Source organism: Burkholderia stagnalis (genome assembly GCF_902830275.1).
GTDB classification, from domain to species: domain Bacteria; phylum Pseudomonadota; class Gammaproteobacteria; order Burkholderiales; family Burkholderiaceae; genus Burkholderia; species Burkholderia stagnalis.
Genome location: NZ_CADESW010000024.1, coordinates 32,890 through 47,321 on the forward strand (window position 1 = coordinate 32,890; position 14,432 = coordinate 47,321).

A 14,432-nucleotide genomic window follows, 5' to 3' on the forward strand; every position below is an offset into this window, starting at 1 on the left:
CCCGCGTCAGTCGCTGCCCGAGAGCGACGCATGGCCGCGCGGCGCATCGCCGACGTCCAGCAGGCGTCGCGTGCCCTCGGCAACGGGCGTGAAATCCCTCGCCGCGATGAATTCCGGCCTCGGCCGCGCCGACGGGGGCAGCACATTCTCGACGCTGTTGTACGTGATGTAGAGCATGGTCCGGTCGTAAGGCGACATGTTCGCGGACGACGCGTGATAGACGTTCGGATGGAAGAACATCACCGAGCCGCGCTTGAGTTTCGGCACCGTGACGCCGTGCGCGTCCGCGAGTTCGGCAATCAGCTTGCGATTGGCCTTGTACTTCATCTCCGCGCCGAAATACTGCTGCCAGTCGTCGCCGCCGTTGTCGCGCACCTCGACCGGATACTCGCCCCCACGGTGCGAGCCCGGGATGAACATCAGCGGCCCGTTGAATTCGTAGATGTCGTCGAGCGTGATGCACGCCGTCACCGCGCGCGGCGCCTGCATCTGGTCGGCATCGCGCCAGAACGTGAAGTCCTGATGCCACTCCCAGCGCTCGCCGATGAAAGCCAGCTTCGCATTGATCTTGAACTGGTGAACGTACACCCGGCTCCCCAACAGCTGCTCGGCCGGCCGGATCAATTGCGGCACGCGGATCAATTCCGAGAACACCGGGTTGCGCAGATGAGAACCGTTGACCGCGCGCGGGCGCTCGGTTCCGTCTTCGGCGACCAGCCCCACTCGATCCTCTCCCAGCTCGCGCATGGCCTCGTGTTTCAAAAGCGCCATCTCCTCCCGCGTGAAATCGTCGTCGACGATCAGCAGCCCGTCGTCCTCATATCTTCCAATCTGGGCCTGGGTCAGTTCCATAAGATCTCTCCGTGGGAAGCTTCTCTTGATGACGGTTTCATAACGGCGGGAGTGATGCAGCCGGGCATGATTGCGCCCGATCGCCCGGCGGTATTTAAAACGCGCTTTCACGAAGACAACATGCGGCCTTTGCGAAAGCGCCTCTTGAATCAGACTCGGAACACTATGAAGGCAACGATATTGCCCGGGCAACCTGTAAGAAATTTCACTTGAATTTTCGCGCATCCCGTTTCACGATCAATTAGCCAAATCGAGGTATTTAAAATAGGGGTAGATCGAAGAGAGGAACGTGACGATCAGGTTTGACATTAGCGCTCGCCTCGCCCTATTCTCCGTTGAATCGCTCATTCGCCGCAAAGCTCTGGTTCGCAGTTTTATATAGCGTTGATTTACCTTGAATCAACCCGAAAAAGCGAGTAAGGAGTATTCACCATGCTGCTGGAGGCATCACATCGGCAATCCAGTCCAGGATCCCGCCGTCTCGCGGATCCATTGCTTCAGAAGCTCTGTCGCATCGCGGAGCTGAATCCTGAAAAGACCGCCGTAATCGATGCCCGCGGGTCATATAGTTATTACGATATATTCTCAAGCGGCCGGACTTTCTCCGCGGCTTTACAGAATGCCGGCATCGGCCCGAATGCAATCGTCGCGCTTTCAATGCGCAAGGAATGCTCGTATATCGAGGCGGTAATCGGCTGCCTGCTTTCCGGTAACGCATTCCTGCCGATCGACCCGGATTATCCGCCGGAACGCAAGCGCCATATGATTGCCGATTCCGGTGCGGTGGCGGCCGCCATCAATTTCGATATGTGCACGCCTGTCGACGTTCCGATTCTCCTGGATACGCGCACGCTCCCGCCGGGCAATGCGCCTGATTTTCCGGACGAATTGCGCGCCGCCTACACGATCTATACGTCCGGCACGACGGGCCGCCCGAAAGGCGTGCCGATCGAATCAGCCGCATTGGCCGATTTCATTGCCGTCCAGGGTGCGACGCTGGCGGTCACCGGCGCGAGTCGCTTTGCGTCGATTGCGTCGATCTCGTTCGATATGTCGATCTGGGAACTGTTCATGGCGCTGTGCCATGGCGCGACCCTCGTCATGCTCGATCGCGACACCATCGTCGACGGACGAAAGCTCGGTGCGGCGCTCGACGCGCATGCCGTCAGCCATGTGCTGATGACGCCGTCCATGTTGTCGCTGCTGCCGGCAGGCGCATATCCGGCGCTTCGCTATGTCGTCTCGGCGGGCGAAAAATGCGGTTCGCAGAACGTGAAAACCTGGTCTCCCGTGACGCATTTCTTCGATGCGTACGGCGCCACGGAAGCGACGATTTATACGACCATCGTCCGCAAGACGCCCGATACGCCGCCGGCCTGCGTCGGCCAGCCCATGGCGGGCAGCGGGATCGCCGTCATCGATTCGAACGGCCGCGAGGTAAATAACGGAGAAACCGGTGAGATCTGTATCGTCGGAAACGCGGTTTCTCGCGGGTACCACAATCGGCCGGAATTGAATGCGAACGTGTTCATCGAGCTTGACGGGAAACGGGCTTATCGCACCGGCGATATCGGCTATCTCGACGAATCGGGTTTCCTGTTCTGCAAGGGCCGCCTCGACCGGCAAGTCAAGTTCAATGGCTACCGAATCGAACTCGAAGAGATCGAGCGAGTGGCGAATGAGACGCTGCTCGTCGCCGCATCCGCCGCCGCGCTTCATACCTCCGAATCCGGAAAGACGTTCCTCTATCTTTTCGTCGTGCCGCGCGATGAAACGGATTTCAAGCCGCTCGCCTTCCGCGAGGCATTACGCAGGGTTCTGCCGATGTTCATGATGCCGAGCCGGATCTTCGCGGTTCCGGCCATGCCAGTCACTTCCAGCGGTAAAGCCGATATCTCCCGTTTAATGACCCTTGCTCACGAAAATTGAACATGACCGACCTCACTGCCCCCTTGCTTGCCGACGCAACCGAGCGCATGCATGCCATCTGGCGCCGCATGCTCGATCACGACGAGTTCGGGCCGACCGACAGCTTTTTCGACGTCGGCGGCCATTCGCTGCTGATAACGGAACTGGCCATCGAAATAGAAAAGGAATTCGGCGTGAACATCCCTGCCGACGCGATATTCGATCATCAGACGATCGCCGCCCTCTGCGCATTCGTCAGCCGCCCGCGGTAACGACCGTCGCCGCCGCAACCTCTCGCCTACTGCGGATCCAGGAGATTCAAAACATGGTAGATGCCAAAGAAGTTCGGGAAAGATTTTTTCGCGATGGATTCTACGGCCCGTTTGTCGTGTATCCACCGGACACCGCAAAATCGATGCTCGCGTCGATTCGACGCCAGAGCCAGGACATGAGCCGGGCGATTTTCCAGAACAGCTGCAATTACGATCGCCATTTCGACATCGACGAGCTGGCGGCCCACGTCGAGAATGAAGTGATCATTTCCCACGCGCGGGCAATTCTGGGCGATGACCTGCTGTGCTGGCGATCCGAGTATTTTCCGAAATTCCCCGGCGCCAAGGGCACCGAGTGGCACCAGGTCGAGCGGTTCCAGTACACCACCGGGTCGCCGCAACTGCAGCCCGTCGACGGGCAGCCGGGCGACGTCCCGTTCGAGCTGACCGTCTGGACCGCTTTCACCGAGTCGACGATCGACAACGGCTGCATGAAGTTCCTGCCCGGCTCGCACCGGACGAAATATTTCGACGAGTCGATCGAGCCGACGACCGGACGAAACCAGCGCTACGATCCGATATCGGCCGACGAAACAGCCTTCTTCGGCTACAACTTCTCGGAGTTCAAGGTCGATCCCGACTGGGCGCCCGATGAATCCGAGGCCTGCTCCATGGAGATGAAACCCGGCGAGGCCGTCATGTTCATGGCCAAGTGCGTCCACGGTTCGCATCCGAACATCACGAAGAACAAGACGCGTTTTGCATTTACGACGCGATACGTGTCGCCTGACGTGCTCGTCTATCCGGGACAGGATACGTTCGTCGAGCACGGCGGGTTCTTCGACCTCGGCCAGTACGGCGTCGTGCACGTGTCGGGCAAGGACACGTTCCAGCACAACCGGACGCGCCACTCGACCAACACCGGTTACCGATTCCGGCCAGCCGCGGCCCGTGCAGGCACCGGCAGCGGTCAATAAACGCCCGTCGACACGCGGCACGCGCCGCCATGCGCCGGCGCGTGCCTTTTTGCGCACCATTCGGAAGCCGAGTGAGGACATGCACAAGCCAGGGGCCGGGTTCGCGGATCAAGTGATTCTTGTAACGGGCGGGTCGGAAGGCATCGGGGCCAGCGTGGTCGAGAAGATGGCGCGGGAAGGCGCCCGCGTACTGAGCGTTTCGCGGTCGGCGCGCGGAGCCGAGGCCGCGGCCCGCCTCGGTCGGCAGGGTTTCGACGTCGCGTGGATTCAGGCCGATGTTTCGGATCCCGGTGCATGTGCCGACGTGGTTCGCGAGGCCATTCGCCGGCACGGGCGCCTCGATGTCCTCGTCAACAATGCGGGCAACCGCCCCGCGACGCTGCAGCGGCCGATCGATTCGTTGACCGATGCCGATCTGCGAGAGGCGCTGGGCACCCACCTGCACGGCCCGTACAACCTGTCGATCGCAGCGTGGCCGCACATGGCCGCGCAACGCTATGGCCGTATCCTCAACTTTTGCTCGGGCCATCTCTTCAGCTCGTTCGACGAGCACGGCCTTCTCCCGTTCGGGATCGCGAAATCCGGCATCATCGGGCTGACGAAGATGATGGCCACGCCCGGCGCACGGTGCGGCATTGCCGTCAACGCGCTGTTCCCTGCCGCACTCGATTCGCAGTGGAACCGGGTCGAGTGGCGTGTTCCGTCACAGCAGGAAGAGCGTGATCTCGCGGACGTGTGCTCCCACGCGGGCCTTTGGCCGTTCATCGAATGGATTTGCGGGCCGAACGCGTGCAACGGGGAAATGTTCAGCGTATGCAACACGAACCTGACCCACGTGTTCGTGGGCGATACCGACAACTTTTCCTATTCGGCCTATCCGGACATGGGCGCATGTGTACGGGCCGCGATGGAATCGGCCAGTCATGACCGCCCCAGGACGGTCGGCCAGTTCTTCAGCAAGCATCTCGGCGCGCCGCGCAGCAGGCGCCTCGTTCAGCTGCTCGCGTCACTGGCCACCCGCCGGCACAGGGCGCCTGAACGCGTGCCCGCGCCGGACTGAGCGCCGGCGCCGCGAACACGACGCATACGCGTCACGCCGAATCGCGCCGCCTGTACACGCGCGCCATGCTGGCGAGAAACGAGAGCGCGGCGATCGCGCAGGCCAGCGCAAACACGTACACGGAGAATTGCCCGTCCGCGCTTCCGCTTGCGCCGCCCACCAGTGCGATCACCACGGCGACCAGCGCGGCGCCGATCGATTGGCCGGTCGTTCTCGCCGTCGACAGCACGCCGGACGCGGTGGCGGTCCTGTTCCTTGCCGCGTTGGCGAACATTTCCTTGTTGTTGGGCGGCAGGAAGAAACCGTACCCCATTCCGCAAAGCGCGACGCGCCACAGGAAGTCGCCCGCCTGCGGATGCGCCGGCAGCAACGCGAGCGAGCCGAGCCCCACGCAAAAGATCAATACGCCGATGCTCGACACCTGGGTCGCATTCAGGCGATTCGTCAGTCTCCCGGCAAACGGCGCGCACAGTGCGACCGTGATCGGCCATGGCGTAAAGATCAGCGCGGATTTCAACGCACTGTACGAATAGGTGTGCTGCAGCACGAACGGCAGCGCAACCAGGGCCATGCCTTGTGAAACGAACATCGTGACGGACGTCAGCACCGCGAATGTGTAGCGGCGCGATTGAAAGATATCCAGGGGCAGAAGCGGATACCTGGCCCGGGTCTGACCGATGCCGAATGCACACAACAGCGCCGCCGATGCGGCGGCAAGCAGAAAGACGGTGCGATCGCTCCACCGGCCGATTTGATCGACGGCGAGCGCAAACAGGCCGAATGCCGCGGCCGACGTCACCGCGCCGAGCACGTCGAAGCCGCGTTCCTTGTGCGTGTCCTTGCCCAGCGCGAGCACCGAGAACGCGGTGGCCGCTATCCCGAGCGGAATGTTGATGTAGAACAGCCAGGGCCACGATGCGTACGAGACGATCAGCCCGCCGAGTGCGGGGCCGAGGGCCGTTCCCACGGCGAACACCAGTGCATTGAGGCCGAAGACCGTTCCCAGCGCGCGCGGCGGAAAGATCACGCGATAGAGACCGTAGCCGACGCTGATCAGTATCGCGTAGCTGATGCCCTGGACGATCCGCATCGCCACCAGCGCACTGAAGGTGGTCGCGAGCCCGCACCCCAGGGACGACAGCGTGAACAACACGAGCCCGGCCGTGTAAAAGCGTCGTTCGCCGATTCTCGAGCCGAGCGACGCACAGGTCAGCATGATCGCCGCGCTGGCCACCTGGTACCCGTTCGCGACCCAGATGACCGAGGCCGCGCTGACGCCCAGGTCGGTCGAGATGGTGGGCAGTGCGATATTGACGATGGCGCTATCGAGGGCCGACATGAACACGCCGACCAGAATCGCGACTGCGGCAAAATAGCGCCGAGGTATTTCGAACCCTTCTTCGCTGAATTCTTCTGCAATCTGCATGAAGTGATTGTGCTCGATGGAGGAGAGGTCGAATGCGCGAATCTAGCCGTGACGCAGACGCTCGCCGTGCGCGGCGTCGAGCGCCAGGCCTGCGAGCGATTTCAATATCACCGCGGTGACACCCCAGATGTCGTATTGCTGATCCGCCCAATACCAGGACCCCGTGCGCTCTCCTTCGACATACTGCCGCGGCAGGTCCGGATTCAGCAGCGTGGCAAACGGAAACTCGAATATTTCCTCGACTTCGGCCGGTGCGGCTTCCCAGCGGGCCGTATCCGACACAATGCCGATAACCGGGAAAATGGCGTGATTGCGCTTTCTCGTTTTGTGAATCGGCAAGCTGCCGATAACCTGGACCGCGCCGGGTTCAAGGCATATTTCCTCGAAAGCTTCCCGCAATGCCGTCGCGCCGACCGTATCGTCGGATTCCGCCGGACGGCCGCCGGGAAAACTGACGTGCGACGAATATTCGCTGAGCCCCGACGAGCGCTTGGTCAGCAAGATCGTCGGCTCGCGCCGCGCCACGATCGCCACCAGCACGGCGGAGAATTTCCACTGGCCATCGTTGTCCGCAAGGAGCAGCTTCGCCGCGGGCCAATCCGTCGACGCGGGAATCCGAAAGCCTTCCACGCCGCGTACGATCGATTCCAGCGCGACCTGCTGCGCGTCGATATCCGGGTGCGCCTTGGCGAACGCACCGTGGGTCTCCAAGATAATTCTGTCGCTTCCCATGTCTTCCTCCGGCATGCCTGGGCCTACGCACTTCGAGTGACACTGAATCGGGAAATCCTGCTCCGGAACGGCGTCTTCGCCGCAAAAACCGTTTGAGTATATGTTCGTTTTCGGTCAAACGGGGATTTGGTTTGCTTAAATTTTAAAGCATGCCCGTTCAGTCGCGGATAACCGATCCAGAAAGCCGATCCGCTACGAATCCGCCGATAAACTCATCATGCCGATTTACCGTGCCCATTATTCGGCCAAATCGGCATTCAATTGCGAATGCGATCAAACGGCTCAGCCAGCGCACCGCGCCAGGAAAGCGGGCGGGGTATGACCCACCCCCGCCCGTCCCCCAAGGCAGCCTGACGGCAGCCTACCCTCGTGCCAGAGAGTTCTGTCGGGGCCGACGGCATGCGCCTATTCGACCACCAGGTTGTCGATCACCGCGCGCACGCCGGGCGCGGACCATGCGGCGCCGCGCGCGACCTCGCGTTCCGCATACGAATCGACCTTGCCGTTGAGCGTCACCGTGCCGTCCTGCACGAGCACCTCGATACGGCTCGCCTCGCGCTCCGCGTGGCGCTGCATCGCCTTGCGGATCGTCGTGCCGATGTCGCCGGCCACGACGTCGCCGCCCACCTCGAGCGCATCGGACACGCCGGTGATCCCGCGCATCTCCGATACCGCACGCAGCGCGCGCAGCCGCTGATAGCCCCAGTCGACCTTGCCGGTCAGCGTGACCCAGCCCTTCTCGACCTGCACGTGGAGCGCGTCGTCGCGCAGGCCTTCCGTCCAGTGCAGCACCGCGCGCACCGCCTTCGCGACGTCTTCGTCGGTATGGCGGTTTTCGTGCGGCAGCTGCACGGCCAGGTCGACGACGACGGCGCGCACGCCCGCCACGCGATGCGCGGCGTGCTCGGCGGCAACCTTCTCCGCGAAACTCGACGGCCGGCCGGACAGCGTGACGACCCGGTCCTCGACCTCGACGCCGATGCGCGTCGAGTCGACCGCCGGATCCCACGCGAGTTCCTCCTCGACGTCCTGCTTCACCTGCCTGTCGGTCTTCATCGCTCGCTCCCGAGCAGCCGCGCGCCGGAACGCACGGAATACCCGCTTTTCACACGGCCCGGCGGCGATGTCGGACGCAGGTCAATGCGCGCGCCGATCCGCCGCCCTTGGGCCACGCTCAATCCGCGCCGCGCACGAGCAGCACCGGCACCTGCGCGAGGTGCGCGACGCGGCGCGCGACGCTGCCGATCAGCAGCGCGGCCAGCCCGCGCCGGCCATGCGTGCCGACCACCAGCATCTCCGCGTCCCAGCGCACGGCCTCGCGCATCAGCGCGTGCGCGACGTCGTCGCTCGTCGCGAGCGTTTCGATCAAGCCGCGCTTGGTCGGATTCGCGCAGGCCTGGAACAGCGCGTCGACCCGCGCCAGGGCCACCTCGCCTTCCGCGCGGTACGCATCCTCGAGCGCGCGCACCGGCACGATGTCCGTCAGACGAATCGCGCGATCGACGACGTAGGCCGCATACAGCAGCGTGCTCGGCGTCGCGAACGCCATGCCGGTCTGCACCGCGTGCAGCGACGGCTCGCTGCCGTCGACCGCGAACATCATCCGCTGCGGCGGCCCTTCGATCGGCCGCTCGTAGCTCGCCGGCACGATCAGCAGCGCGCAGCGCGCGCGCCGCGTCAGCGTGTCCGACACCGCGCCTTCGACCAGCCGCAGCAGGCCGTGATGCCCGCTCGCGCCGACCACGAGCGCATCGGCCTGCCACGCGGCCGTGTCGCCGACCAGCGCACCGGCGATCGTGCCGCCCGCGACCGACGCGTCGACGATGCCGTGCTCGACGTCCGCGCCGCTGTCGGCGAACATCGGCATGATCCGGTCGAGCACGGCCTGCGCGTCGTCCGTCATTTCCTTGCGGGCGGACGTGAGCAATGCATCGATGCGCGGGATGTCGGGCAGCAGCAGGCGCGGATTGTCGATCACGCTGACCACGCGCAACTGCATGCCGGGGCGCAGCAGCGCGCGCGTGTACTGCGCGGCGCGCAGCGATTCGGGCGTCGGATCGACGGCAAGCGCGATCCGCGACGGTGACGGGACGGACTGGGCAGGCTGCATGGCGAAGGCACTCCGTACGTGCGCGTCGTCCGTGGCGGACGACGCCGGAGCTTCGCACGGGTGCGGTGCGCGGCGGTCCGGCCGCCGCATGCCTGGCCGCGGGATCGGCTGGCAGCCGCGCGAAGCGCGGACAAGCGATGCCGACAGCATAGAACGTCCGGCCCGCCCGTGCATGATCGAAATCAAGCCGCGGGCCGCGGCCGGCCACGCTTACGACTTCGTCGGCGCCGATACGGCCGGACGGTTCGCGTAGAACACCGCGTACGCGATGCCGAGCAGCACGATCCACAGCGGCCCGATCACGAGCGCGACGCGCGTATCGGGCGTGAACGCCATCAGCACGACCACGAGCGCGAGGAACGCAAGCGCGACGTACGAGCCGAGCGGAAAGAACGGCGCGCGGATCGGCAGGCGCGCGATCTGGTCCGCCGACAGCGTGCGGCGGAAGCGCAGCTGCGCGATCAGGATCACGCACCACGTCCAGATCGCGCCGAACGTCGACACCGACGTGAGCCACACGAACACGTGCTGCGGCGCCAGGTAGTTGAGCAGCACGCCGACCAGCAGCAGCGCGACCGACACGCTCACGCCGTACACCGGCACGCCGCTGCGGCTCACGCGCCCGAGCACGCGCGGCGCCTGGCCCTGCTGCGCGAGGTTGTAGAGCATCCGCGCGGTGCTGAACAGGCCGCTGTTGCACGACGACAGCGCGGCCGTCAGCACGACGAAGTTGATGATGCCGGCGGCGGCCGGGATGCCGAGCCGCGAGAACGTCATCACGAACGGGCTGCCCTGCGTGCCGATCTGGTTCCACGGGTAGATCGACATGATCACGAACAGCGCGCCGATGTAGAAGATCAGCACGCGCCAGAACACCGAGTTCACGGCCTTCGACAGCGATTTCTCCGGATTGCGCGCCTCGCCAGCGGTCAAGCCGAGCATCTCGACGCCGAGATACGCGAACATCACGATCGGCAGCGCGCCGATCACGCCGGACCAGCCGTTCGGCATGAAGCCGCCGTTCACCCACAGGTTCGAGATGCCGGTCGCGACGCCGCCGTTGCCGAGACCAAGCGTGATCATCAGGCCGCCGCCGATGATCATCAGCACGATCGTGACGATCTTGATCAGCGCGAACCAGAACTCGAACTCGCCGTACAGCTTCACCGCGACGAAGTTCACCGCGCCCATCGCCGTGAGACCGAGCAGCGCCCAGATCCAGTTCGGCACGTCGGGGAACCAGACGTGCATGTAGACCGCGACGCCCGTCACCTCCGCCATGCAGGTGACGATCCACACGAACCAGTAGGTCCAGCCGGTCACGTAGCCGGCAAACGGGCCGAGGTAGTCGCGCGCATAGCGGCTGAAGGCGCCGGCGACCGGGTTGGTGATCGCCATTTCGCCGAGCGCGCGCATGATCAGGAAAATCACGATGCCGCCCAGCAGATAGGTCAGCAGAATCGCGGGGCCGGCGGTGCGGATCGCGGAAGCCGAGCCGAGGAACAGGCCGACGCCGATCGTCGCGCCGAGCGCCATCAGGTTGATGTGTCGTTCTTCCAGCCGGCGGTGCAGCTGGTCTTCTTCTTGTCTCAAGTGCGTCTCCAGGCGGCCGCGCGCGGCTGCCGTCATTGTGTCAAGGTCATTGCGCGACAGGTCGGTGCCGTATACGGCTGCCGAAAACGAAATGATCCCCGCCGCCGGTTTCCCCATCGGCAATGAAACCGATATTGCGCGAAACCGTCCGGAATGGCCGTGGATTATCGGGCGATTCCGGAATAATCCGGGAAACGGCCCCCGCACTGCCGGGTAACGAGCGGTGCGTCAGGCGCAGCGCGCCTGCCCGCGCGTTCAACGGGAATTCAATCGCGTTCGGCGCGGCGTGCCGCGCGTCGTATGTGCGCGATCACGCGCACGCAATATGCAGGCGCGATTATATGAATGATCAGAGGATTTGCGCCAGTCGATTCTTGCCGGAAGGCGCGATCAGGAATGACAGGATGATGATTTAAACGGCCGGCGCGCGCGGATGCGCGCGGGTCATTTGGACAGCGTCGCGCGCACCGTGTACTCGCCTTGCGTCGCGTCGTGCTCGTGCCGCACGAAATAGCGCGACGCATCCACGTCGGCGGGCATCGGCTCGACCGGGTAGCCGTGCTTTTCCCATGCGTCGAGGCCGCCCTTCAGCGCCTTGATGTGATGCGCCATCTGCTTGCGCTGCAACTGCGCGACGATGCGCTTCGCGGTCGCCTCGTTCGGGCACACGCAATAGACGACGATCGGCCGCTTCAGCAGCTCGGGATCGAGCAGCTCCGGCGAATCGAGATCCAGCGGCACCGCGCCGGCGATCCGGTAAGGCTCGCGTTCGCGCACCCCGCGCGGCCGCGCGTCGAAGATCAGCGGCGGCTCGTCCGACGTCATCATCTCGGCGAGCTGCGGCGGCGAGATGCGCATCTGCGCGAGCCAGCGCCGGAACTGCACGCGGCGCACCCAGCGGTACAGCAGGAACGTGATGAAGATCGCGAGGAACGCGTCGAGGATCGTCCCGCCGCTCGAGCGCACCCACAGCACGAACTGGACGATCTGGTCGTGAATCGCCGCGCCGCCGATGAGCCAGAACCCGGCCCACAGCGAAGCGCCGGCCAGATCCCACAGCAGGAACACGCCGACGCCGATCGCCGTCGTGCCGAGCAGCGGCGCGGACACGAGGCCGAGACCCGGCAGGAACTTGGCGAGCACGAGCAGCGGCGCGCCGTGGCGTTCGAACACATTGCGCGCGAAGCGCAGCGTCGTGTCGAGCGACAGCGAGAAGCGCACCAGCGCGTTGATCAGGCGCCGGCCGCGGGTGCGGCCCATGAAGAACCACAGCGAATCGGCCAGCATCGTCGCGCCGACGGCCGCCACGAACATGCTCACGTACGACGCCTGCCCCATCGCCGCCATCGTGCCGCCGAGGATCAGCATCGGCACGGCCGGCACGGGCACGCCGAGCTGCGTGATCAGCACGCTCGCGAACACGGCCCACGGGCCGAGCGATGACGGAATCGCAACGGGAAAGTGCCACACGGCGGCGCTCCTGGATGACATGCGGGCCGAATCGGCTAAGCCGGCCATCGACCGGCGGTGCAACGACTGCCGCGGCACTTCCGCAGCTGGAACGGCATGAACGGCATTCTAAACGGGTTTGATGAACGCCGCGCGGCGCAGCCTTGCGCGCCGCGCGGGTTTTGCCGCCCGCGTGCGGCCGCCCGCGAGCGTCACGCAGCAGGCGCGGACGGCCCCGACGGGCCCGCGGACGTGCCGCACGACGGGCAGAACCGGCTGAACGCGTTCTTGCGCGTGCGGCACTGCCCGCAGGCGTTGAACACGCAGATCCCGCAGTGCGGGCAGAAATTCGCGTTCGGATCGGCGGTGTCGAGCGGCCGCTCGCAGCCGGGGCACACCTTCTTCGCGATGCGCGCATACGCGGTCACGAAATCGATCGCCTCGCGCCGCGACACGTCGGGCTGCTGCTCCTCGCGGCGCTTCTGTTCGAGGTAGCGCGACAGCGCGCGGATCGCGTACTGCCCGACCGCCACCGTCAGCACGATGCCGACGATATAGCGCACGTAGCCGCCGTAGCTCGGCAGATACGGCACCAGCTCGACGAAGAACCCATACAGCGCAAAGAAAATGAAGCCCCACACGAACGGCCAGTAGCGGCTGCCGCGCTTCTTCGCGAACAGCCAGCCGGCGGCCAGCAGCAGCGGCAGCGTGAACAGCAGCCGGATGCCGAACACGCGCAGTTCCTGCTTGCGCTGCGCCGCGTCGAGCCTGCGGTCCGCGTCGGTTTCGAGTTTGGCGAGCGCGAGCCGCGCGGCGCCCTGCTCCCGTTCAAGCCCCTGCGCGGCTTGCCTCAGCGCGCCGATGCGGGCCTGCGCATCGCGTTCGCGCTGCGTCGCCGCCTCGAGCGCACGGGCATGCGCGATCACGGCCGGATCCTGCTCGGCCCGCTCGGTCGCATGGCGGGTCGCGATCTCCGCGCGGAACGCTTCGCGCGCCTGCCGCGTGTCCTGCTCGGCGGCCGTCAGCAGCAGCGACGCCTGCTCGGTCGCGTCGCGGTTCGCGTTCAGGTCGGCCTGCAGTTTGGTGAGCGTCTGGCGCAGCGGCACGGCCGCCTGCCGGTCGATAAACGCCTCGCGGTCGAGCGACACCTCGACGCGCGGCAGATCGCCGACGATCAGCCCGCCGAGCCCGATCAGGAAGCCGGCGAACACCACGGCGATGATCCATAGCGCGCGCTGGAACCACACCTCGGCCAGTCGCAGTCCCTTTGTCGATATTGTCATGTTGGTTGGGTTCCATGAGCGCCGGCTGCGCGCCCGGCGGTGAACGGGAGGGGCTACGGGGAGGATGCTGCCAGATGTGCGCGGCGCGGCGCAACTTCCGCGCGGCGCGGTGAAGGGCGTGCAGAAAACGTGCGGCCACGGCGGCGCGCGCCGCGTCGCCGTGGCTTGACTACGCTCGCCTGCGGGCCGCCGCCTACGCGGGCGGCGTCGCGACCTGCTCGTTGTGCCGCACCATCAGCACCGGCCGGTCCGCGGAGCGCAGCAGCGATTCCGCGACGCTGCCGGCCAGCAGCCGGCGCAGCCCGTGCCGCCCGCTCGTGCCCATCACGATCAGGTCGGCGTCGGCTTCAGCCGCCGTGCGCATCAGCACCGCCGCGATGTCCTCGCCGTACGCGTCGAGCGCGCGCACCGTGCCCGGCACGCGGCTCGCGTCGAGCGTGGCCTTCGCGCCATCGAGCACGGCGGTCACGGCTTCGGCCGACGTCGGCTCGACGTCGCGTGTATCCGCGAAACTCGCGTCGACGTCCACGAGCTGCTGCTTGTGCTCGACGACATACGCGCAGGTGATCGCGCCGCCGGACGCGGACGCGATCCTGATCGCCTCATCCAGCGCCAGACGCGCGCTGGGGCTGTCGTCGAGCGCCACGAAAATCCGCTTGTACATGGTCCGACCCTCCCATAGGAAATCCGTTTCGAATCCGCTGGCCGGCGCCGGCCCGTTCGCGCCCACATCACGCACGCGAATCGGCCGCGCCGGCCACCCATTCAGT

Annotated in this window: 13 protein-coding genes; 4 read left to right on the forward strand and 9 right to left on the reverse strand. The window is 65.3% G+C overall.

Annotated elements, in window-relative coordinates; genetic code table 11:
• Nucleotides 1-6 precede the first annotated feature (6 nt).
• Nucleotides 7-963 (reverse strand): phytanoyl-CoA dioxygenase family protein, encoded by a 957-nt coding sequence (locus HWY45_RS30455; protein WP_170304028.1) that lies wholly within the window; start codon nt 961-963, stop codon nt 7-9.
• A gap of 321 nt (nt 964-1,284) precedes the next feature.
• On the opposite strand from HWY45_RS30455, the gene HWY45_RS30460 reads away from it, so the two are divergent.
• The 4 genes from HWY45_RS30460 (at nt 1,285) to HWY45_RS30475 (ending at nt 5,069) form a co-directional block, all read left to right on the forward strand.
• Nucleotides 1,285-2,781 carry an amino acid adenylation domain-containing protein gene (locus HWY45_RS30460; RefSeq protein WP_081069729.1) on the forward strand — a complete coding sequence of 499 codons (1,497 nt, stop codon included), beginning with the start codon at nt 1,285-1,287 and terminating at the stop codon, nt 2,779-2,781.
• Between the two features lie 2 nt (nt 2,782-2,783).
• Nucleotides 2,784-3,032, forward strand: coding sequence for a phosphopantetheine-binding protein (locus HWY45_RS30465; protein WP_059566735.1), 249 nt, complete (start codon nt 2,784-2,786; stop codon nt 3,030-3,032).
• A 53-nt stretch (nt 3,033-3,085) separates the two neighbouring features.
• Nucleotides 3,086-4,009: a chlorinating enzyme gene (locus HWY45_RS30470; protein WP_059566734.1), complete on the forward strand. Its 924-nt coding sequence runs from the start codon at nt 3,086-3,088 to the stop codon at nt 4,007-4,009.
• A 79-nt stretch (nt 4,010-4,088) separates the two neighbouring features.
• Entirely contained in the window at nt 4,089-5,069 is a 981-nt protein-coding gene (locus HWY45_RS30475; RefSeq protein ID WP_059991016.1) for an SDR family NAD(P)-dependent oxidoreductase, read from the forward strand.
• A gap of 31 nt (nt 5,070-5,100) precedes the next feature.
• On the opposite strand, the gene HWY45_RS30480 is transcribed toward HWY45_RS30475, so the two are convergent.
• The 8 genes from HWY45_RS30480 to HWY45_RS30515 form a co-directional block, all read right to left on the reverse strand.
• Nucleotides 5,101-6,495: an MFS transporter gene (locus tag HWY45_RS30480; protein ID WP_059566732.1), complete on the reverse strand. Its 1,395-nt coding sequence runs from the start codon at nt 6,493-6,495 to the stop codon at nt 5,101-5,103.
• Nucleotides 6,496-6,537: 42 nt separating this feature from the next.
• Nucleotides 6,538-7,227: an NUDIX hydrolase gene (locus HWY45_RS30485; RefSeq protein WP_230941948.1), complete on the reverse strand. Its 690-nt coding sequence runs from the start codon at nt 7,225-7,227 to the stop codon at nt 6,538-6,540.
• A gap of 405 nt (nt 7,228-7,632) precedes the next feature.
• Nucleotides 7,633-8,283 (reverse strand): BON domain-containing protein, encoded by a 651-nt coding sequence (locus HWY45_RS30490; RefSeq protein WP_059807673.1) that lies wholly within the window; start codon nt 8,281-8,283, stop codon nt 7,633-7,635.
• 118 nt (nt 8,284-8,401) lie between these two features.
• Nucleotides 8,402-9,337, reverse strand: a complete 936-nt coding sequence (locus HWY45_RS30495; RefSeq protein ID WP_059566729.1) for a universal stress protein — start codon at nt 9,335-9,337, stop codon at nt 8,402-8,404.
• A 210-nt stretch (nt 9,338-9,547) separates the two neighbouring features.
• Nucleotides 9,548-10,930, reverse strand: a complete 1,383-nt coding sequence (locus HWY45_RS30500; RefSeq protein ID WP_150998693.1) for an amino acid permease — start codon at nt 10,928-10,930, stop codon at nt 9,548-9,550.
• A gap of 444 nt (nt 10,931-11,374) precedes the next feature.
• Nucleotides 11,375-12,400, reverse strand: a complete 1,026-nt coding sequence (locus HWY45_RS30505; RefSeq protein WP_059566727.1) for a VTT domain-containing protein — start codon at nt 12,398-12,400, stop codon at nt 11,375-11,377.
• 191 nt (nt 12,401-12,591) lie between these two features.
• Entirely contained in the window at nt 12,592-13,662 is a 1,071-nt protein-coding gene (locus HWY45_RS30510) for a zinc ribbon domain-containing protein (RefSeq protein ID WP_059566726.1), read from the reverse strand.
• Between the two features lie 193 nt (nt 13,663-13,855).
• Nucleotides 13,856-14,326, reverse strand: coding sequence for a universal stress protein (locus tag HWY45_RS30515; protein ID WP_059566725.1), 471 nt, complete (start codon nt 14,324-14,326; stop codon nt 13,856-13,858).
• Between the last annotated feature and the right edge of the window lie 106 nt (nt 14,327-14,432).